Here is a 21030-nt window from a genome sequence, read left to right as displayed (position 1 = left end):
TATTTCGTTGTCCCTGCATCCTAGACCCGGCCGTTAAGCCGATGAATGAATTATCTGGCTGATTTCATCGAGAAAATCGATTGATGGAAACACCCCCTATAACACCTCATTGAGGAGATGCCCCGACACCCCTTACCGCATCTGCAGGATGATCACCTCGCTGCTGGCGGGGTCGGTGCGCGTGCGCAGGTCCTTCACCGCCTCCTGGGTGACCGCGCCGCCCCGGTTGCCCCAGGCCGTGCGCACGAAGGTCAGCACGTCGGCGATCTCCTTGTCGGAGAGCTGCGCGCGGAAAGGCGGCATGCGGTAGGCGTCCGGCATGCCGTTGGCGACGACGCGGCCCGAGCCGTTCAGGGTGGCGTTGATGCTGGACGCATTCTCCGTGCTCATGGACGAGGCGGCGCCCGCCAAGGGCGGGATCCACGGCGCCTGGCCGCGCCCGTCGGCCCCGTGACAGGCGCTGCAGCGCGCCATGAAGGTCTGCGCGCCGGGCACCTTCAGCCGCTCGCCCAGCGCCAGCCCCTGGTTCGAGGACGCGTCGTACGCCCACGGCGCGCCGTCGCGCTGCGGGTCGCCGGGCAGCGACTTCAGGTAGTAGGCGATGGCCTTCAGGTCCTCGTCCGACATAAACTGCGTCGAGTTGTTGATCACGTCCGTCATCGAACCGAACACCACGGCGTGCCGGTTACGCCCGGTCTTCAGGAACTGGTAGACGTCGTCCTCGCTCCAGCGGCCCAGGCCGGTGTTCGGATCGTTGCGCAAGCTGGGCGCGTACCAGCCGTCCAGCAAGGCGCCCGAGACGTACAGCGGGCTGCCTTCGTCCAGCGCCTTCTCGTTCATCGCGAAACCGCGCGGCGTATGGCAACTGCCGCAGTGGCCGGCGCTTTGCACCAGATAGGCCCCGCGATTCCACAGGCGGCTCTTGCCGTCGGCGTCCTGCGCGGCGGCAACGCCGGGCTGCGGCTTGGGCCGGTACTCGCCGCCGGGCGCGAAGACCAGGTTCCACAGCGCCAGCGGCCAGCGCATGTTCAAGGGCCACGGGATCTCGCCGGGACGGTTTTCCCGCTGGACGGGCTGCACCGCGTGCATGAAGTAGGCATAGAGCGCCCGCACGTCGTCGTCGCCGAGCTTGGCGTACGAGGGATAAGGCATGGCCGGATACAAGCGGTGCCCGTCGCGCGCCACGCCGTGGCGCATGGCCCGGTCGAAGTCGGCCAGGGTGTAGTCGCCTATCCCCGTCGCCTTGTCCGGCGTGATGTTGGTCGTGTAGATCGCGCCCATGGGCGTGGCCATCGCCAGGCCGCCGCTGAAAGGCGGCGCGTCCGGCACGCTGTGACAGGCCACGCAGTCGCTGGCGCGGGCCACGTACTCGCCGCGCTGGATCAGTTGCGGCGAGGCGGCGCCGGCCTCCTGGCCGGCCTGCGCCTGCCCATCGAACGGCGACGCCGGCGTGTGCGTCACGTAGGCGGCCACCGCGGCGGCGACCACGACGACGATCGCCGCCAAGGCGGCCAGAATGCGTCCAAACCGGCTTTTCTTCATTTGCTATCGCTTTCCCGCGGGCGTGGGTTCAGGCCTTCGCAGGCGTGGGGTCAGGCCTTGAAAGTGAATTTCGACAGGGGCATGCTGCGCACGCGCTGCCCCGTCAGCGTGGACACCGCATTGGCGACGGCGGGCGGCACGGCCGGCAGCGGCGGTTCGCCGATGCCGCCCATCTTCTCGCCGCTTTCGACGATGCGCGCGTGCACGCGCGCCATGCGGCCGGGCGGCAGGATGGGGTACATGTCGTAGTTGCGCGCCACCGGCTTGCCCTGCTCGTACACGGCCTGCTCCAGCAGCACCTGCGACAGTCCCAGCGCGATGGCGCCGTTGACCTGGTGCTCGATGATGGCCGGGTTGACGATGGAGCCGGGATCGATGGCCTCCCAGATGTCGTGCACCACCACCTGGCCTTCCTTGTCGATGGAGACTTCCGCGATGGCCGCGGCCTGCGTCCCGAAAGGCGAGGCCATGGCGACGCCGCGCGCCCGCCGCGTACCGTCCGCGGCGACGTAGGGTCCGCGCTTCCACCCGCCGGACAGCTCGCCCACCGCCTGCAGCAGCTTGGTGAGCCGCGGGTTGCCTTCCAGCAGCTTCATGCGCAGCGCATAGGGATCCTGCCCGCCCTTGTCGGCGATCTCGTCCAGGAAGGACTCATAGAAGAAGTCGTTCATGGAGTTGCCCACCGAACGCCAGTAGCCCAGCATCATCGGCGTCTTCACGTACAACTGCGCGATGCGGCGGTTGGGAATGGCGTAGGCCTTGCCGGCCAGCCCTTCGACCGCGGCCGGGTCGTTCTTCTCGCCCCGCTTGTTGGCGATGCCTTCGGTGGGCCCCTCGGTGGCGCTCACCGCCTCCAGGGCCACCGGCAGGCCGGCCGCGTCCAGCGCGGCGCGGAAGCGCACCACCGCCATGGGGCGGCAGACGTCGCGCAGGAATTCTTCCTCGCGGCTCCAGATCACCTTGACCGGACGGCCGACCGCCTTGGCCAGCGCGATCGCCTGCGGGAAAGGATTGGCGGTGTCGTAGAGGAAGTGGCGGCCGAAGAAACCGCCCAGCAAGGGCGAGTGCAGCGTGATCTGCTTCGGATCCAGCCCGGTGCGCTTGGCGATATCGGCCAGGAAGATATCCTGCGCCTGGTTGGGCGCCCAGATTTCCAGCGAGCCGTCCGGATTGAAACGCGCCAGCGTCGACGGCGGCTCCAGTTGCGCATGCCGCAAATACTGGCTGTCGTACGTCGCGCTGATCACGGTCTTGGCATTCTGGAAGGCCTGCGCGACGTCGCCGTGCGTTTCCGTGTCGTCGCCCGCCGCGGTCTGGCCGGCCATGCCGTCACGGAACGCGGCCGTCGAGAAATCGGCGGGCATGACACGCACCGGCGCGTCGGCGGCGGCTTCGCGCCAATCGACCTGCACGGCTTCGACCGCGCGCCTGGCGTCCCACCAGCGCTCCGCCACCACCGCCACCGCGCCCGGCAGGACGTGGACGGAATGCACGCCCGGCATGGCCTTGACCTGGTCTTCGTTGCGCAAGGCCCCGACGGTCATGCCCAGCCGCGGCGCATGCTGGACGGCGGCGTGCAGCATGCCGTCGACGCGCACGTCGATGGTGTATTGCGCCTTGCCCGTCGACTTGTCGTACACGTCGATCCGCGGCACCGGCTTGCCTATCCAGCGGAACTGCGCGGGGTCCTTCAGCTTCACGCTGCCCGGATCGGGCACGGGCAGGTCCATGGCGGCCCCCGCCAGCTCGCCGTAGGCCAGGCTGCGGCCGGACGCCGCGTGCACCACGCGGCCCGGCTGCGTGGTGAGTTCGCCGGCCGGGATGTCCAGGCGATTGGCCGCGGCCTGCAGCAGCATCGCGCGCGCCAGCGCGCCCAGGCGGCGCATGTTCGCGTAGCCGAAGCGGACCGACGAGCTGCCGCCGGTGATGCGCCGGCCGCTGTCCATGGCGACGTAGTCGCTGCCCGGCGGCGCGCTCTCGACGATGAAGGTGGCGGGATCGGCGTCCAGTTCCTCGCCGACGATTTGCGCCATGGCGGTGTAGACGCCCTGCCCGCCTTCGATGAAGGGACTCTGAAAACGTATCGTGTTGTCGGGCCGGATTTCCAGGAAGGCCGGCACCTTGGTGGCCCGCAGCGGCGCCGCCGGCGACGCGGCCTGCGCGCGCGCGACGCCCGCGGGCAGGCCCATGCCGAGCACGAAGGCGCCCGCCGCGGTGCCGGCCGAGGCCAGCAGGAAACGGCGGCGGGAAATATTCACGGGTTCATTCAGCGCCTGTGCGGCCGCGAAGACGTCGTCCGCGGCGGAGGGGTCGGAGAGGTTGTCCATCACGCGATCTCCCCGGCGCCGGCGGTGGCGCGTTCGGCGACGGCGGCGTCAGCGGCGGCCGTCTTGCCGGCGGGCGTCCCGGCCAGGTCGTGCACCGCCGCGTTGATCGCGTTGTACGTGCCGCAACGACAGAGGTTGATCATCGCGGCCGCGATCTCCTCGTTGCTCGGATTGGGGATTTGCTTGAGCAGCGCCGTCGCGGCCATGACCTGGCCGGACTGGCAGTAGCCGCATTGCGGCACCTGATGCTTGACCCAGGCGGCGACGACGCGCTTGCCGACGCTGTCGTCCTCGATCGCTTCGATGGTGGTGATGTGCTTGCCCGCCATGCCGTCGACGGGCGTCACACAGGAACGCATCGCCACCCCGTCGACGATCACCGTACAGGCGCCGCATTGCGCCAGTCCACAGCCGTACTTGGTGCCCGTCATGCCCAGCTCGTCGCGTATCACCCACAGCAAGGGCGTATCGGCGCTGGACTGGACCTGATGCATCTTGCCGTTGATTTCGAGTTCCATGGCTCTTTCCTCATTGCCGTGACGGCAACCGGGCCAGGTGTGAAACCACCGGCCGAGCACCGCCGATTCCGCGAAATTATCACGCGGACCGGCCCTCCGGCTCGAAAAAATTCGGCGCGCCGCGCGGGCCGCGGAAGGGTGTTCGGCGCGGGCTGGAGAAACAGGCAATCGCGATTTGCGGGCACGATCGAAAGCCTCGCGCGGCGCCAGAGGAAAGCTCGCGCGCGTGTTGCATGGCCTCGATATATTTACCGAAATACAGCGTATTTATGAAATACGCTTAGGCAAGTTTTGGGGACAAGTTTTTTTGGACAAATCTACGCATGCAGGCCTGCCCGCCCGAATTTCAATCGGGGCCGCCGGCAAAAACCGGCGGCCAGCCGGATTACGCAACGACGCGCCCTTCGATGGGATAACCGGGATCGGTATAGCCCGGCGTCGATGCATGCCCGGGCGGCACCAGCGCGTCGATGAACTGCTCGTCCTCCGCGGTCAGCCGCAGCGACAGCGCGTCGACGTAGCTGTCCCACTGCGCCTCCGTGCGCGGACCGGCGATAGTCGCGCTGACCAGGCGGTTCCTGAGCACCCAGGCCAGCGCGAAAGCAATCGAGGTGGCGCCGCGTTCGCCCGCGCGTTCGGCGATGGCGCGCGCGATCTTCAAGGACTCGGGACGCCATTCGGTCTGCTGCAAGCGCCGGTCGCCGCGGCCCGCGCGGCTGTCCGCCGGCGGCGGCGCGTCCACGGCATACTTGCCCGACAGCACGCCGCGCGCGAGGGGGCTGTAGGACACGACGCCCAGGCCGTAGTGGGCCGCGGCCGGCAACTGCTCCACCTCCGCCGTGCGGTCCACGATGTTGTAGAGCGGTTCGCTGGCGACGGGCCGGTCCATGCCGAACTGGTCGGCCAGGCGCGCGACCTCCGCGATGCGCCAGCCGCGGAAGTTGGACAGCCCGAAGTAGCGCACCTTCCCCTGGCGGATCAGGTCGCCGATGGCGCGCACGCCCTCTTCCAGCGGCAGGCCCGGAATGGCCCGGTGGAAATACAGCAGGTCGATGTAGTCGGTGCCCAGCCGCTTCAGGCTCGCCTCGACCGACTGGCAGATCCACTTGCGCGACTGCCCCTGCTGGTTCGGGCCCGCCGCGGCGGAAGCGGGAAAGCCGAACTTGGTGGCCACCACCCAGCGGTCGCGGTCGGCGGCGATGGCGCGTCCCACGATTTCCTCGGAACGGCCGGCGTGGTAGACGTCCGCGGTATCGAGGAAGTTGATGCCCTGGTCCGCCGCCTTGGCGATGATGCGTCGCGAGGTCGCTTCGTCGGTTTCGCCGCCGAACATCATCGCGCCCAGGCAGAGCGGGGAAACTTGCAGGCCGCTGCGGCCCAGATATCGGTAATCCATGAATCGGCTCCCTTGCCATGGTGAATGGCGGGATCTCGACAGTCCGGCAGCCGTGTCAGGGGGGCGCCGCGAGAACCCGCGCAGGGTCTGGATGGCAATGTATTGCGTCCGCGGATGGTTGGGTAGACCGTAAAATCCGCATACGCTTGTGCAATCCATTCATCAATGCCGAAAGAAGCGGAAGGAAAAGGAAGGAACTAAAGAAAAACGCGGCCGGAAGGGACGCGGGCGGTAGACGCGGCGGTAAACATGAAGATGGACGCGGACATGCCCGTCCGCGTCCTCCCACCCCGGCTCAGCGCACCAGGCAGGGCCGCTTGTTGTCGAACTTCCATCCCGGCACCAGGAACTGCATGGCCATGGCGTCGTCGCGGGCGCCCAGCGCGTATTGCAGGTACAACTGGTGCGCCTGCTCCACCGCGTCCATGTCCAGCTCGATGCCCAGGCCGCCGCGCGTCGGCAACTGGATGTAGCCGTTCTCGATGCGCAGGGGATTGCGCGTCAGGTGCTGGCCGTCCTGCCAGATCCAGTGCGTGTCGATCGCCGTCACGCGGCCCGGCGCGGCGGCGCCGACGTGCGTGAACATGGCCAGCGACACGTCGAAGTGGTTGTTGGAATGCGAGCCCCAGGTCAGGCCGAAAGCCTGGCAGGTCTGGGCCACGCGCACCGAGCCCTGCAGGGTCCAGAAATGCGGATCGGCCAGCGGTATGTCGACCGATTGCAGCGACAGGGCATGCGCCATTTCGCGCCAGTCCGTGGCGACCATGTTGGTGGCCGTGGGCAGGCCGGTGGCGCGGCGGAATTCGGCCATGACCTCGCGGCCGGAGTACACGCCCTCGGCGCCGCAGGGGTCTTCCGCGTAGGCCATCACGCCGTGCAGGTCGCGGCACAGGCGCACGGCGTCGCGCAGCAGCCAGCCGCCGTTGGGATCCAGCGTAATGCGGGCGCGCGGGAAGCGTTCGTGCAGCGCGCGGATGGCCTCGACTTCTTCCTCGCCGCTCAGCACCCCGCCCTTGAGCTTGAAGTCCTCGAAGCCGTAGCGCGCGTAGGCCGCCTCCGCCAGCTTGACGATGGCCTGCGGCGTCAGCGCCTCCTCGTGGCGCAGGCGCAGCCAGTCGTCTTCCGCCTCGGGCGCGCTCTGGTACGGCAGGTTGGTCTTGCGGCGATCGCCCACGTAGAACAGATAGCCCAGCATCTGCACCGACGTGCGCTGCACGCCCTCTCCCAGCAGCGCCGCCACCGGCACTTCCAGGAACTGGCCGAGCAGGTCCAGCAGCGCCGATTCGGCCGCCGTCACCGCATGGATGGTCACGCGCAGGTCGAAGGTCTGCTGCCCGCGGCCGGCGCTGTCGCGCCCGCCGAACTGGCGCCGCATGTCATTGAGCACGGCCTGGTAGTCGCCCAGGGAACGGCCGAGGAGCAGCGGACGGGCGTCCTCCAGCGTGGCGCGGATCTTCTCGCCGCCGGGCACTTCGCCGACGCCCTGGCGCCCGGCGCTGTCGGTCAGGATCAACAGGTTGCGGGTGAAGAAAGGCGCGTGCGCGCCGCTCAGGTTGAGCAGCATGGAGTCGTGGCCGGCCACGGGCACGACGCGCACGTCGGTGACGACGGGCGCGCGGCCCGGGGGCTGGAGCGTGGAGCAGGAAGACATAGGCGGATCCCAACAACAATGGCGATGACAGTGGCGACGGGTTTACTGCAAGGTGATGTGGCCGGCCTCGATGACCTGCTTCCAGCGCGCGCTCTCCTGTGCCTGGAAGCGCGCGAAATCGTCAGGCGAGCTGGCCACGACTTCCAAGCCGACGTCGGTGAAGGGCTTGCTGACGGCCGGATCCTTCACCGCCTCGATCAGCGCGTCGCCGATCTGCTTCTTCAGGTCGGCCGGCAGGCCCTTGGGCGCGACGATGGCCTGCCAGGCATAGACCTCCAGCCCGGGCATGTTCAACTCGTCGAAGGTCGGCACGTCGGGCAGCACCGGCGAGCGCTTGGTGCCCGTAATCGCGATGGCCTTGAGCTTGCCGGCCTTGATGTGCGCCAGCACCGCATTCAGGTTCTGGAAGGACATGTCGACCTGGCCGCCCAGCAGGTCCGAAATCGCCGGCGCGCCGCCCTTGTACGGCACGTGCAGGCCCTTGGTGCCGGTCTTCTGCCAGAACAGCTCGGCGGTCAGGTGGTCGGAGGAACCGGCGCCCGAGGTGGCGAAGCTGATGGCGCCCGGCTTGGCCTTGAGCAGCGCCAGCACGTCCTGGATCGAGTTGATCTTGGGCGCGAGCTTGGGGCTGACCACCAGCACGTTGGGCGTCTGCACCGCCACGGTCAGGTAGGTGAAGTCCTTGTCGGGGTTGTAGGGGATGCTGGGCATCAGGTGCTGCGCCACCACCAGCGGCGCCAGCGAGGACACCATCAAGGTGTAGCCGTCCGGCGCGGCGCGCGCCACGAAGGACGCGCCGATGGTGCCGGTGGCGCCGGCCTTGTTCTCGATCACGAAGGACTGCTTGAACTTGTCGCCCAGCTTGTTGAAGACCGCGCGCGCCACCGCGTCCGTCGCGCCGCCCGGCGGGAAGGGCACGACCACCGTGACGGTCTTCTCGGGCCACGCCGCATGGGCCGCCGTGGATAGCGCGGCCACGGCGCAAAGGCCGAGCGCGAGCATGCATTTCAATGCCTTGGATTTCATTCCGTTGTCTCCTGGATGGATCTTCTAATGGGTCGCCCGGGGAGGGCGCCGCAAGATGTCTGATGACATGTTAACGTTAACATCTCGACGTTGGCGTAGTATTGACCGTCTTGGCCGGGAAATACACCAGGGAATACCCTTAGTGTCCCCGCTCCGCTCTTTACGCCGACCGCGCTCCCCCCGGGCGCGCCGACGCCGCCATCCACGCAACCCGCGAAGCCGCCCTTACCGACGTCCATGAACGCACCTTCCGATCCACCAGACCTTCCCGGCCGCGGCCAGGACAAGGGCGGCGTCACGCTGCGCGAAGTCGCGCGCGCCGCCAACGTGTCGATGATCACGGTCTCGCGCGCCGTCAACCATCCGCGGCAGGTATCGGCCGTCACGCTGGAGAAGGTCAACGCCGCCATCCAGGCGCTCGGCTATGTGCCCAACCTCATGGCGGGCGGCTTGCGCTCGTCGCGCAGCTATCTGGTGATGGCCCTGGTGCCGACCATCGCGGGCTCGCTGTTCGGCGGCATGCTGCAAGCCCTGACCGGATCGCTGGAGGCGAAGGGATACCAGTTGATGGTGGGCCAGATTGGCTATGACCGGGCCGACGAGCCGTCGCGCGAATCGCGCGAGGACGCGCTGCTGCGCGCCATCATCGGCCGCCGTCCCGACGGCATCGTGCTGACCGGCATCATGCATTCGGCGCAGGGCCGCCAGTTGCTCAAGTCCTCCGGCATCCCCGTGGTGGAAACCTGGGACAGCACGCCCACGCCCATCGACATGCTGCTCAGCCTGTCGCACGACGCCATCGGGCGCGCGGTCTGCGACTACCTGCACGAGGCCGGCAAGTCGCGCTGCGCCATCCTCACCGGCGACGACGAGCGCGCCCAGCGGCGCGCCGAGGGCTACCGCCGCCGCGCGCGCGAACTGGGCCTGCCCGAGCCCGTGGTGCATCCGGTGCCCGCCCCCACCACGCATGCCGACGGCCGCGCCGGCCTGCGCGCCGTCCTCGCCCGCGACCCGTCGATACAGGCGGTCTTCTGCACTTCGGACATGATGGCCATCGGCGTCATCACCGAGGCCGTGGCGCGCGGCCTGTCGCTGCCCGGCCAGTTGGCGGTGATGGGCTTCGGCGACACCGACATCGCCGCCTCGATGACGCCCAGCCTGACCACCGTGCGCGTGGACGGCGCCGCCATCGGCGCCACCGCGGCCGACATGATCGCCACCCGCGCCAACGGCCGCATGCCGCCGCAATCCGTGGTCGACATCGGCTTCAGCATCGTCAAGCGCGACAGCGCGTAGGGCGCGGCCCCGCCGGCCCTATCGTCCCTTGAACACCGGCGCGCGCTTTTCCAGGAAGGCCTGGCGCGCCTCGCGCGCGTCCTCGCTCTTGGCGACCTGCGCCGTCATGTCCTGCTCGTAGCGATAGCCGTCGCGCAGGCTCATGTCCTCGATCGCGTTGGCGGTCTGGATCATCAGTTGCACGGACACCGGGCTCTTGGCGGCGATCTGGCGCGCGATGGCGCCGGCCTCCTCCAGCAGGCGGTCGACCGGCACGCAGGCCTCGACCACGCCCAGGCGGTACAACTCCTCGCCCGAGACGCGCATCCCGGTCAGCATCATGCGGCGCAGGCGCGAATGGCCGAACAGGCGCTGCGCATGCTTCACGCCGCCCAGCAGGCCCACGTCGACCTCGGGCAAGGCCAGGCAGGCCGCGTCCGCCGCCACCAGGATGTCGCAGGACGCCGCGATGCCCAGGCCGGCGCCCAGCGCCGGGCCGTTGAGCGCCGCGATGACGGGCTTGGGGCACTCCCGGATGGCGTGGAACAGTTCGCGCGTGCGGCGCGAATGCTGCGCCAGGCCGCCCGGCTGGTCCAGCATCTGGCCGCGGTTCTTCAGGTCCGCGCCGGCGCAGAAGACCTTGCCCTGGCCGGTCAGGATGACGCAGCGCACGTCCGGATCCTCGCCGAACCGGTCCATGGCCAGCGTCAGGTCCTGCAGCAATTGCGTGTTGACGGCGTTGACGGGCGGATGGGCCAGCCACACGGTGGCGACGTAGTCCTGCAACTCGACGCGCAGGGTGTCGAAACGATAGTCGGGCATGGTGCTCCTCTCTGTTGGTAGACATGAATAAGGCGGGACAGGCGGCGTCCGCCGCCCCCGCGGCATGACGCTCAGATCGCCTGCTCCGCGCGCAGTTCGGCGATCTCGTCCGCGCCCAGCCCCAGTTCGCGCAGCACTTCATCGGTGTGCTGCCCCAGCGTGGGCGGGCCGTCTTCCAGGCGCAGCGCGCTATTGCGGAAACGGAAGGGGCTGCGCACCTGCGGCATCTCCATGCCGTCCGGATGCGGCACGGAGAAGCGCATTTCCCGATGCCGCACCTGCGGGTCCTCGAAGATGTCGCCGATCGTATTGATCGGCGCCGACGGCACGCCCTCGCGTTCCAGCGCCGCCAGCAGCGTGCCCTTGTCATGCCCGATCAACTGCTCGTCCAGCCAGGGGTCCAGCACCGCCAGGTTGACCACGCGCCCGGCGTTGGTGCGGAAGCGCTCGTCCTGCGCCATCTCCGGGTGCCCCAGCACCTTGCAAAGCCTGGCGTATTGCGCGTCCGAGCCGATGGCCATGATGATGTAGCCGTCGCGGCAGCGGTACACCCGCTGCGGCTGGATGTTGGGGTGGCGGTTGCCGCGCCGCGGCGGCACCTCGCCGGTCAGCAGGTAGTTCATCGCCTGGTTGGCCAGCAGCGTCACGCCGACGTCCAGCATGGACATGTCGATGTGCTCGCCCTCCCCGCTCACCTCGCGCCGCGCCAGCGCCGCCAGGATGCCGGTCGCCGCGTACAGGCCGGTGATGAGGTCCACCATGGGCACGCCGATCTTCATCGGGCCGCCGCCGGGGCGGTCGTCCGACTCGCCGGTGATGCTCATCAGGCCGCTCATGGCCTGGATCATGAAATCGTAGGCCGGCTGCTTGGCGCGCGGGCCGGTCTGCCCGAAACCCGTGATCGAGCAATAGACCAGGCGCGGATTCTCCTTGCGCAATTGCTCGTAGCCCAGGCCGAAGCCGTCCAGCACGCCGACCTTGAAGTTCTCCAGCACGACGTCGGCCTCGCGCGCCATGCGCCGGATCAGCGCCTGGCCGCGCGGCGATTTCAGGTTGACGGTGACCGACCGCTTGCCGCGATTGCAGATGAGGTAATAGCCCGACTCGTTGGACTTGCCGCCGTCCGGCTTGCGCAGGAACGGCGGGCCCCAGGCGCGCGTGTCGTCGCCGACGCCGGGCTGCTCGATCTTGGTGACGGCGGCGCCCAGGTCGGCCAGGGTCTGGCTGGCCCAGGGGCCGGCCAGCACGCGGCTGAGATCGAGCACGCGGATATGGGATAGCGGATGGGACGGCTGGCGTGACATGTCGCGGAGGGCTCCGGTTACTGTTTCGGGATATGCGCTTTCTCGATCACCTCGCGCCAGCGCGCCTGCTCCTTGCGCAGCAGCTCGGCCATCTGGTCCGGCGTGTTGGCGATGGCCAGGATGCCCTGCTCCAGCATGCGCTGCTTGACCTCGGGCTCGGCGATGGTGGCTTGCAAGGCGGCGGCCAGTTTCTGCACGACGGCTTCCGGCGTGGCCTTGGGCACGGTGATGTAGTTGATCGGCGAGGCGTCGTAGCCGGGCAGCGTCCTGGACAGCGGCGGCACGCCGGGCAGCAGCGGCAGTTCCTCGGTGGTGGTCACGCCCAGGGGAATCAGGCGGCCGTCCTTGATGAAGGACGTATAGATGCCCACCGTATCGATGGCGATGTCGCCGTTGCCGCCGACCAGGTCCTTCACCGCGTCGCCGGTGCCCTTGTACGGGATGTGCTGCAACCGTATTCCCGCCAGGATCTGCAACAGCTCGCCGTTCAGGTGGCTGGACGCGCCGATGCCGGCGCTGACGAAATTCAGCTCGCCGGGCTGCTTGCGGGCCAGGTCGATCAACTGCTGCAACGTGCGCACGCCCAGCTTCCTGTTGACCACCAGCACGCTGGGCGCCAGCGACACCTGCGACACCGGCCGCAGGTCGGCCGGATCGTAGGGCATGGTCTTCATCAGGTAAGGCAGGGTCATCTGCTGCCCGGGAGTCGTGTAAAGCAGCGTGTAGCCGTCCGGCTCGGCGCGCGCCACGGCGGCGGCGCCTATCATGCCGCCGGCGCCGGCCTTGTTTTCCACGATGACCGGCTGGCCCAGCTTCTTGCCCAGCGTGTCGGCCACCACGCGCGCGGTGATGTCGGCGCCGCCGCCCGGCGCGAAGGGCACGATCATGCGTATCGGACGCTCGGGGTAGGCGGCGTGCGCGGCGCCGGCCACCAGGGCCAGCGCGCAGACGCGCGTCAGAAATCGGAACATGGCTCGGTCTCCTCGGTGCGTGCCCGCGCAAGCGGGCGTGTCGTTGTGTTTTTCTTCATGCGTCAGGCCGCGTCCGGCGGCAGCGCGTCCAGGCTCGCCAGCGACGCGCTGACGATCTCGCGCAGCAATCCCGTCACCACCTTCACCGCGTGCGTCGGCCGGTCGGTCAGCATCAGCGACACCATGCGCAGCACGCCCGGCTGGACGATCTCGGCGGCCTGCAACTGGCCGCGCTGCACCTCGGCGCTGACCGTGTGCCAGGGCAGCACCGTATAGCCGGCCCGCCTGACCGCCATCTGCTTCTGGATGAAGCCGGAGTCGGCCTCCACCGACACGCGGATTTCGATATCGTGGCGGCGGCCCATCTCGTCGAGCATCATGCGCACGGACGACGGCTTGCGCGACAGCACCAGCGGCAATCCGTCTAGCTTCGCGAACGGCACCTGCGGGCCGGATGTCACCTGGTCGCCCGGCGGCCCGATCAGGTAGGAAGGCAGGCGCAACAGCACTTCCTCGTCGGCGCCCAGCGCGTCGTGGCTGCGATACGGCAGCCCGATATCGATCTCGCGCCGCTGCAACCAGGTCTCGATCTGCCCGGCGCCGCTTTCGACGATCTGCATGTGGATGCCGGGATATTCCTTCTGCACGCGCAGCAGCAGGGGCACGATCAGCGCCTCGCTCAGCGAGGGCAGCGTGCCGATGCGCACCGTGCCGGTGACGCGGCCGTGCGCGGCGGCCACCACGTCGTTCAAGGCGTCGGCGCCGGCCAGCACCTGCTCGGCCATCGGCAAGACCTGCCGGCCCAGCTCCGTCAGGCCCACGCCCCGGCCGTTGCGGGTGAACAGGTAGCCGCCGCACTGCTTTTCCAGCATGGACAGGTAGCGGCTGACGGCGGGCTGGCTCACCCCCAGGTCGATCGCGATCTTGGTGATGCTGCCGCTGCGCGCGACCAGGGAAAAAATATGCAGCGCGCGCAAGTCCCAACCCTGGGCGTCATTGTGCTTGGCCATGGAGATCGTTCATTCGATGGACAAGTGTTCGGCGGCGATGATCGCGTTCCAGCGCCGGATCTCGCTATCGAAGAACGCCTGGAAAGCGGGCTGGTCGCGATAGATCGCCACCGCGCCCATTTTCCGCGCCTGTTCCTGCACCACGGGGTTTTCCACCGCCTTGCGCAAGCGCGCCTGCAACTCGCGCATGACGGCCGGCGGCGTGCCGGCCGGCACGAAAATGCCCCACCAACTGGAGGCATGGACGTCACGCACGCCCAGCTCGTCCAGCGTCGGCAGGTCGGGCGCGTCGGCCAGGCGTTCCGGCGCCGCCACCGCGATGGCGCGGATGCGGCCGGTGCGCACGTGCGTCATCGCCTGCAGCGTATCGAAGTAGGCATCCACCTGCCCGCCGAGGAAATCGTTGATCGCCGCCGAGGTGCCGCGATAGCTGACGTGCGTCACCTGCAGGCCCAGTTGACGCGCGAACAGCGCGGCCGCGAGATTGGGGCTGGACCCCACGCCGGAATTGGCGAAGGTCAGCTTGCCGGGGCTTTGCCGGGCGTAGGCCACCAATTGGTCCAGGTCCTTGGCCAGGTCGGCGCGCACGTAGAGAATGAGCGGGCTGATGGCGACCTGGGCAACGGGCACGATGTCCCGCGGCGCGTAAGGCAGCGCCTTGATCATGGCCGGGTTGGTGGCGGTGCCCACGCTGCCCAGCAGCAGCGTGCGGCCGTCCGGCTTGCTCTTGGCGACGAAGGCCGTGCCGATGGCCCCGCCGCCGCCGGGGCGGTTGTCGGCCAGGATGGGCAGCTTCTGGCCGCCCTGCAATTGCTCGGCCAGGAGACGGCCGTAGAGGTCGGTGATGCCGCCCACCGAATAGGGAATGACGATGCGCTCGATCTGCGTGGCGTCGGGCGGCGCGGCCCATGCCGCGCCGGCCAGGTTGAACAGGAGTCCGCTCGCGGCGGCCGCCAGCCATGTCTTCCAAACGCGCATCTTCTTGTCTCCGTATCGGGCCTTCGCCGTTCGCCGCGCGCATCGCGGCCGGCGCGGGCGACGGACACCGGAAGGCCGGGTGCGTCGCGCCGTCTCGCGGACGTATGCTCGGGAAGAAGGCCGGGCTGAATTGTTCTGATCCAGAGGCATTCTAAGGACGTTGCCGCGCCGGCATCACAGGGCATTTGTAATAGCTGCTCTCAGCAGTCCGTTATGAATCGGCGCGCATGGCCTGCCTAGAATTCCGCCACGACGATTCCAGGAATGACCACGATGACGGCTCTCGATTCCCACGCGCTGTTCGGCGCCCTGCCCCGCCACGCGGATTTCATGGACGCGGCGGCCGGCCTGCTGGCCCAGGTCTCGCCGCTGGCCCGCCTGCGCGCGCTGCGCGGCACGGCGCCCGGCTGGGAGGCAGGCACGTGGCGCACGCTGGCCGAGGCCGGCTGGATCGCCGCCGCGGTGCCCGAAGCGCACGGCGGCCTGGGGCTGGACCTGGAAGCCCTCGGCGCCATCGCCACCGCCGTGGGGGAATCGCCCCTGCCCGAACCCTACCTGGGCGCCGGCGCCATGGCCGCGCTCATCCTGCCGGCCTTCGCCGCCCATCCGCCGGTGGCGGACCTGCTGCAAGGCGTGCTGGCCGGCGACGTGGTGCTGGGCCTGGCGTGGCAGGAGAATCCGGGCGAGATCGTGCCCACCTCCGTGTCGACCTCCGTCAACCGCGACAACGGCCGCCTGCACCTGGTGGGCGCCAAGCGCTGGGTGGCGCCGGCCGGCGCGCACGGCTGGCTGGTGCATGCGCGCCTGGGCGAACTGCCCACGCTGGTGTGGGTGCGGCCGGACGACGCCGGCGTCACGGTGGACACGGAGCCGCGCGCCGACGGCAGCCTGCTGTGCACGCTGCACGTCGACGCCTATCTTCCGGCGGCCCGCCTGCTGGCGCAGGGCGCGGAAGTGGACCGGGTCTGCCAGCAGGCGCTGGAAGCGGTGCGCCTGCTGCAATGCAGCGAGCTGTACGGCATCGCCCGCCGCGTCTACGCCATGACGCTGGACTACCTGAAGACGCGGGTTCAGTTCGGCAAGCCCATCGGCGCCAACCAGGCCTTGCAGCACCGCATGGTCGACGCCTACATCAGCGTGATGGTCTGCGGCGCCCTGCTCGCCGAGGCCTGGCGCGACAGCGCCGCGCAGCCGGCCGCCCTGCCGCGCATCGCCGCGCTGGCGAAAGCGCGCATCGCCGAGCGCGTGGTCGCGCTGTGCCGCGAAGCGGTGCAGTTGCACGGAGCCATCGGCTATACGGACGAATACGACGCCGGGCTGTACCTGAAGCGCGCCTTGCAGGCCGCCAGTTGGCTGGGCAGCCCGCGCACGCTGCATGGCCGCTACCTGGCGCTGCGCCAGCAACAGGGCGGTCCCGCGCAAGCCGAAGGACCGGCCGCCGCCGGCACGGACTACGAGGCCATGAGCGACGACGGCTTCCGCCTCATGCTGCGCGCCTTCCTGCGCGAGCACTATCCCCAGGCCCTGCGCCACGTGCCGCGCCGCCTGCGCCTGCACGAGGCGCGCGACTGGTACATGACGCTGTCGCGCCAGGGCTGGCTGGCGCCGGCATGGCCGCGCGAGCACGGCGGCATGGCCCTGCCGCCCGCCAAGCTGCTGATCTTTTTCGAGGAAATGGAAGGCTGGGGCGCCGCGCGCCTGCCCGACCAGGGCATCATCAACCTGGGACCGGTGCTGATCAAGCACGGCACGCCGGCCCAGCAGGCGCACTACCTGCCGCGCATCCTGGCCGGGCAGGACATCTGGTGCCAGGGTTATTCGGAGCCCAATGCCGGTTCCGACCTGGCCTCGCTGCGCACCGAGGCCGTGGCCGATGGCAACGACTTCATCGTCAACGGCCAGAAGATCTGGACCACGCTGGCGCATGACGCCACCCACATGTTCGCGCTGGTGCGCACCGACAAGACCGTCAAGCCGCAGGCCGGCATCAGCTTCCTGCTGATCGACCTGGCCACGCCGGGCGTGACCATCCGTCCCATCACCAACCTCATCGGCGAGCAGGAATTCTGCGAAGTCTTCTTCGAGAACGTGCGCGTGCCGCAAGCCAACCTGGTGGGCGCGCTGAACCAGGGCTGGGGCATCGCCAAGGACCTGCTCGGCTACGAACGCATTTTCGCCGGCAGCCCGCAGCAATCCCGCCAGGCCCTGCATCACCTGGAACAACTGGCGGAAAGCCAGTCGCTGTACGACCTGCCCGAGTTCTGCCAGGTCTATGCGCGGCTGCTGGGGGACGTGCGCGAACTGGAGGCGCTGTACGGGCGCTACGCCGACATCGTGCGGCGCGGCGAGCTGCTGCCGCCGTCGGTGTCCGCGCTCAAGGTGCTGGCGACCGAAACCTATGTGCGCATCGCCCGCGAGATCGTCCTCTGGGCCGACGACGCGGGCGCCTCCTGGCAGGGCATGCCCATGGCCGACGGCACGGCGCTGATCCCGTGCGCGCCCTTTTTGCAATCGCTGGTCACTACAATCTATGGCGGATCGAGCGAGATCCAGCGCAATATCGTCGCCAAGGCGGTATTGGGCCTACCGAGCCAATAAAGGGAAAAGGAGACCGGCATGCGGGCGGCGTATTACGAGACACAAGGCCCGGCGCGGGCCGTACTGCGCGTCGGCGACCTTCCTTCCGAGGATCCCGGCCCCGGCATGCTGCGGGTGCGCATCGCGGCCTCGGGCATCAATCCCTCCGACGTGAAGGCGCGCGGCGGCAACAGCCCGCGGCCGCAGCCCTGGCCGCGGGTGATTCCGCATCACGACGGCGCGGGCACGGTCGAGGCCGTCGGCCCCGGCGTGGACCCGGCGCGCGTGGGCCAGCGCGTCTGGCTTTACGAATGCCAGCTCGACCGCGCCGGCGGCACCGCCGCCGAATGGACCACGGTGCCCGAGGCCCTGGCCGTGCCCCTGCCCGGCAACGTGTCCTTCGAGGTCGGCGCGGCGCTGGGCGTGCCGGCCCTGACCGCTTGGTTCTGCGCCGACCGCGCCGGCGCCGCGCCCGGCCGCGATATCCTGGTGCATGGTGCGGTGGGCGCGGTCGGTTTCTACGCCGCGCAGATGGCGCGCCTGCGCGGCGCCCGCGTGCTGGGCACGGTCTCCAACGACAGCCAGGCGGCCGTGGCGCAGGCCGCCGGCATCGCCACCGTGCGGCGCGGCGCCGATCTGCCGCTGCACGCGCGCGAATGGCTGGCGGCGCAGGCGCCGGACGGCGGCGCGCGCCCCGGGCCGGCCGATGGCGCGACGGGCAATGCCGCGACCTATCGCGGTTTCGACGGCATCGTCGACCTGGACTTCGCCGCCAACCTCGCGGCCGACGTGGAACTGGCCGCGGTCAACGGCCGCCTGGCGGTCTACGCTTCCGACACCAACCTGGAGCCGGCCTTTCCCGTGCGGGCGCTGATGCGCCGCAACCTCCAGGTGGCCTTCCTGCTCATCTACACCCTGCCCGCGGCGGAAAAGCGCCGCGCCATCGCCGACCTGACCGCCTGGCTGGCCGCCGACGCGCTGCGGCATCCCGCCATCCATGCCTATCCCCTGGACGATATCGCTTCCGCGCATGAAGCCGTGGAAACGCGGCGGCACGTCGGCAAGGTGGTCGTCAGGCCTTGAGCCGGCTCTCGATGCCGGCCTTCATACGCCCCCCGACGCGGCCGGCCGCGCTCACCAGCGGTAGTCCACCGTCGCGTAGATCGTGCGGCCCTGGCCCCAGCGGCAACTGATGTCCGAGCAATCCGACACGTAGACCTTGTCCGCGATGTTGGCGGCGTTGATCGACACGTTCCACCCCTTGAGCCGGGAATTCAGGTAGCCGAGGTCGTAGCGCAGCGCCGCGTCGAACAACACCGCGTCGCCGATCTTGTAGACGTTGGCGGTGTCGGCGTACTGGCTGCCGATGTAGCGCACGCCGCCGCCCACGCCCAGGCCCGCCAGCGGCCCGCTGCGCACGGTGTAGTCCACCCACAGCTTGGCGTTGTTGCGCGGCACGTCGGCCGGATCGTTGCCTTCCAGTCCCGCGTTGTCCTTGGTCACCTCGGGATTCAAGTGCGTGTAGGACGCCGTCATGCTGACGCTGTCGCTCAGGTTGCTCACCGCCGACAGCTCGACGCCGCGCACGCGCACCTCGCCGGTCTGCACCTGGTAGCCCGAGTGGACGGGGTCGGTGGTCAGCACGTTCTGCTGCTTCAGGTCGAAGACCGACGCGGTGAACAGGCCGTCCCAGCCTTGCGGCTTGTACTTGACCCCGGCTTCGTACTGCTGGCCGGTGGTCGGCTTGAACGCGTCGCCGCCGAAACTGCTGCCGGTGCTGGGATTGAACGAGGTCGAGTAGCTGACGTACGGCGCCACGCCGCTGTCGAACTGGTAGCTCAGGCCGGCGCGGCCGGTGAACTTGCTGTCGTCCTGGTCGGTGCGCGCCGAGGTCAGGTTGTTGCGCGAAACGCTGACGGCGCGGTCCTGGCGGCCGGTCAGGGTCAGTTGCAGGCGGTCCAGGCCGATCTGGTCCTGCGCATAGACGCCCCATTGCTGGAACGTCTGCTGGCGGTTCAGGTTCACCTTGGGGTCGGTGATGGTCATGCCGTAGTCGGGCGCCAGCACGTTCAGGTCGGGCCCGGCGCCGTAGCGCGAGAAGTCGTGGCGGTCGACGTACTGGTAGTCCAGGCCGGCCAGCGCCTTGTGGACGAGCGGCCCGGTCCGGAAGTCGAACAAGGCCTGGTTGTCCAGCGACACGCTGTTGGCGCGGCCGCTGTACATGTAGTTGTCGCGCATCAGCATCGACGTGCCGGAGACGAACTTGTAGGCTTGCAGCGCGTTGTAGGTGGAGTCGACGTAGGAATAACGGAAGTTCTGCTTCACCGTCAGCCTGTCGTTGAAGCGGTGCTCGAATTCGTAGCCGAGGGAGCCGCGCTCGCGCTTGAAGTCCTCGTAATCGGGCTGGCCCGTGTTCAGGCGGCGCGACAGCTTGCCGCCGGGCAGCGCCGGGTTGTCCAGCAGCGTGCCGGAATAGGGCAGCGAACTCCAGAATCCGCCTTCCGGATCCTTGAGATAGCTGGCCAGCAGCGTGAAACGGGTATCGGCGCTCTTCCACGTAATGGCCGGGGCGATCGCCACGCGCTGTTCGCGCATGCGGTCGACCTGGGTGCCGGTGTCGCGGGCCAGGCCGGTGACGCGATAGGTCAGGGAGCCGTCGTCGTTCAGGCGTCCCCCCACGTCCACGCCCAGTTGCGCGCGGCCGTACGTGCCGGTCTGCAACTGGATCTGGCCGAAGGGCGTATCGGTGGGCCGCTTGCTCACCAGGTTGACCAGGCCGCCCGGCGAAGACTGGCCGTACAGGCCGGACGACGGCCCCTCCAGCACCTCGATGCGGTCGAGGAAGAACGGATCGACCTTGTTCTCTATCCACGCGCCCTGGGTCAGCAGCTTGAGCCCGTCCTGGTACTGGTCCAGGGTGAAGCCGCGAGCCTTGAAGTATTCGTTGCGGGTGTCGGTGTTGTCGCCGAAGTAGACGCCGGGGATGTAGCGCGCGGCCTGCGTCAGGTTGGTGGCCTGCTGCGCGTCCAGTTGCGCGCGCGTCGTCACGCTGATCGTCTGCGGCGTTTCCAGCAGCGACGTATTGGTCTTGGCGCCGGCCAGGCTGGTCTCGGCGACGAAGCCCTGGCCGGGGCCGGTGGGGCTTTGCGCGGCGCCCACGACATTGACCGTCGGCAGCGTGGTGGTGGCGGGCGCCGGGGCGGGGCGCAGCAGATAGCTGTCCACGCCCGGCTGGCGATAGGCTTCCAGGCCGCTGCCTTGCAGCAACCGGGCCAGGCCCTCTTCCACCGTGTAGCGGCCGTTCAGGCCCGCGCTGGTCTTGCCGCGCGTCAGGTCGCCGCCCGCGCTGACCGGCGTGTCGGAGGCGGCGGAAAAGGCATTGAGCGCCTGGTTCAAGGTGCCGGGGGGAATGGCGTAGGTCTGTTCGCCGGCGGCGTGGGCCGGCGCGGCCAGGAAGACGGCGGGCAGCGCCGTCGCGGCGGCCAGCGCCAGCGGGCGGGCGCCCGGGCGGGCGAGGAAACGGGACAAGGAGAACATGAGGGAGGACTCTCGGCGTTGAGGGAATCACCCTCCATGCCGGACGAGACGGCAAAATCCGGAACCGGCGGCCTCGCCTTGGCCTCGGCCTCGGCC

General features: G+C 69.1%; 15 protein-coding genes. 3 read left to right on the top strand and 12 right to left on the bottom strand.

Going from position 1 to position 21030, the window contains the following annotated elements; translation table 11 throughout:
• Positions 1–132: 132 nt before the first annotated feature.
• From CAL29_RS04145 to CAL29_RS04120, 6 genes are all read right to left on the bottom strand, one after another.
• A complete protein-coding gene (locus CAL29_RS04145; RefSeq protein WP_094851702.1) occupies positions 133–1542 on the bottom strand; it encodes a c-type cytochrome in 1410 nt (469 codons plus the stop codon).
• Between the two features lie 50 nt (positions 1543–1592).
• A complete protein-coding gene (locus tag CAL29_RS04140) occupies positions 1593–3869 on the bottom strand; it encodes a xanthine dehydrogenase family protein molybdopterin-binding subunit (protein WP_094851701.1) in 2277 nt (758 codons plus the stop codon).
• Positions 3869–4387, bottom strand: coding sequence for a (2Fe-2S)-binding protein (locus CAL29_RS04135; protein WP_094851700.1), 519 nt, complete (start codon positions 4385–4387; stop codon positions 3869–3871). The genes CAL29_RS04140 and CAL29_RS04135 overlap by 1 nt, the downstream gene beginning before the upstream one ends.
• A gap of 385 nt (positions 4388–4772) precedes the next feature.
• Positions 4773–5783, bottom strand: a complete 1011-nt coding sequence (locus CAL29_RS04130) for an aldo/keto reductase (RefSeq protein ID WP_094851699.1) — start codon at positions 5781–5783, stop codon at positions 4773–4775.
• Between the two features lie 295 nt (positions 5784–6078).
• Positions 6079–7434, bottom strand: coding sequence for a glucarate dehydratase (gudD, locus tag CAL29_RS04125; protein ID WP_094851698.1), 1356 nt, complete (start codon positions 7432–7434; stop codon positions 6079–6081).
• A 42-nt stretch (positions 7435–7476) separates the two neighbouring features.
• On the bottom strand, positions 7477–8460 hold the full coding sequence (locus CAL29_RS04120) for a Bug family tripartite tricarboxylate transporter substrate binding protein (protein WP_094851697.1): 984 nt from the start codon (positions 8458–8460) through the stop codon (positions 7477–7479).
• Positions 8461–8697: 237 nt separating this feature from the next.
• On the opposite strand from CAL29_RS04120, the gene CAL29_RS04115 reads away from it, so the two are divergent.
• Entirely contained in the window at positions 8698–9756 is a 1059-nt protein-coding gene (locus CAL29_RS04115) for a LacI family DNA-binding transcriptional regulator (RefSeq protein ID WP_094851696.1), read from the top strand.
• Positions 9757–9774: 18 nt separating this feature from the next.
• Here CAL29_RS04115 and CAL29_RS04110 read toward each other — a convergent pair whose 3' ends face one another.
• The 5 genes from CAL29_RS04110 to CAL29_RS04090 form a co-directional block, all read right to left on the bottom strand.
• Positions 9775–10557, bottom strand: a complete 783-nt coding sequence (locus tag CAL29_RS04110) for an enoyl-CoA hydratase/isomerase family protein (protein ID WP_094851695.1) — start codon at positions 10555–10557, stop codon at positions 9775–9777.
• 71 nt (positions 10558–10628) lie between these two features.
• Complete coding sequence (locus CAL29_RS04105; RefSeq protein WP_094851694.1) at positions 10629–11861, bottom strand: CaiB/BaiF CoA transferase family protein; 1233 nt, start codon at positions 11859–11861, stop codon at positions 10629–10631.
• Positions 11862–11878: 17 nt separating this feature from the next.
• Complete coding sequence (locus CAL29_RS04100) at positions 11879–12832, bottom strand: Bug family tripartite tricarboxylate transporter substrate binding protein (protein WP_094851693.1); 954 nt, start codon at positions 12830–12832, stop codon at positions 11879–11881.
• A 62-nt stretch (positions 12833–12894) separates the two neighbouring features.
• Positions 12895–13842: a LysR family transcriptional regulator gene (locus CAL29_RS04095; protein WP_094851692.1), complete on the bottom strand. Its 948-nt coding sequence runs from the start codon at positions 13840–13842 to the stop codon at positions 12895–12897.
• A gap of 9 nt (positions 13843–13851) precedes the next feature.
• Positions 13852–14820: a Bug family tripartite tricarboxylate transporter substrate binding protein gene (locus CAL29_RS04090; RefSeq protein ID WP_094851691.1), complete on the bottom strand. Its 969-nt coding sequence runs from the start codon at positions 14818–14820 to the stop codon at positions 13852–13854.
• 273 nt (positions 14821–15093) lie between these two features.
• On the opposite strand from CAL29_RS04090, the gene CAL29_RS04085 reads away from it, so the two are divergent.
• Complete coding sequence (locus tag CAL29_RS04085) at positions 15094–17418, top strand: acyl-CoA dehydrogenase (protein WP_094851690.1); 2325 nt, start codon at positions 15094–15096, stop codon at positions 17416–17418.
• Positions 17419–17436: 18 nt separating this feature from the next.
• Entirely contained in the window at positions 17437–18480 is a 1044-nt protein-coding gene (locus CAL29_RS04080) for an NADPH:quinone reductase (protein ID WP_094851689.1), read from the top strand.
• Between the two features lie 51 nt (positions 18481–18531).
• Here the strand turns inward: CAL29_RS04080 and CAL29_RS04075 are convergent, their stop codons facing one another.
• Entirely contained in the window at positions 18532–20934 is a 2403-nt protein-coding gene (locus CAL29_RS04075; protein ID WP_094851688.1) for a TonB-dependent siderophore receptor, read from the bottom strand.
• Positions 20935–21030 lie beyond the last annotated feature (96 nt).

It is taken from the genome of Bordetella genomosp. 10, assembly GCF_002261225.1.
GTDB lineage: Bacteria > Pseudomonadota > Gammaproteobacteria > Burkholderiales > Burkholderiaceae_B > Bordetella_C.
This window is presented reverse-complemented; position numbering and strand designations above follow the sequence as displayed.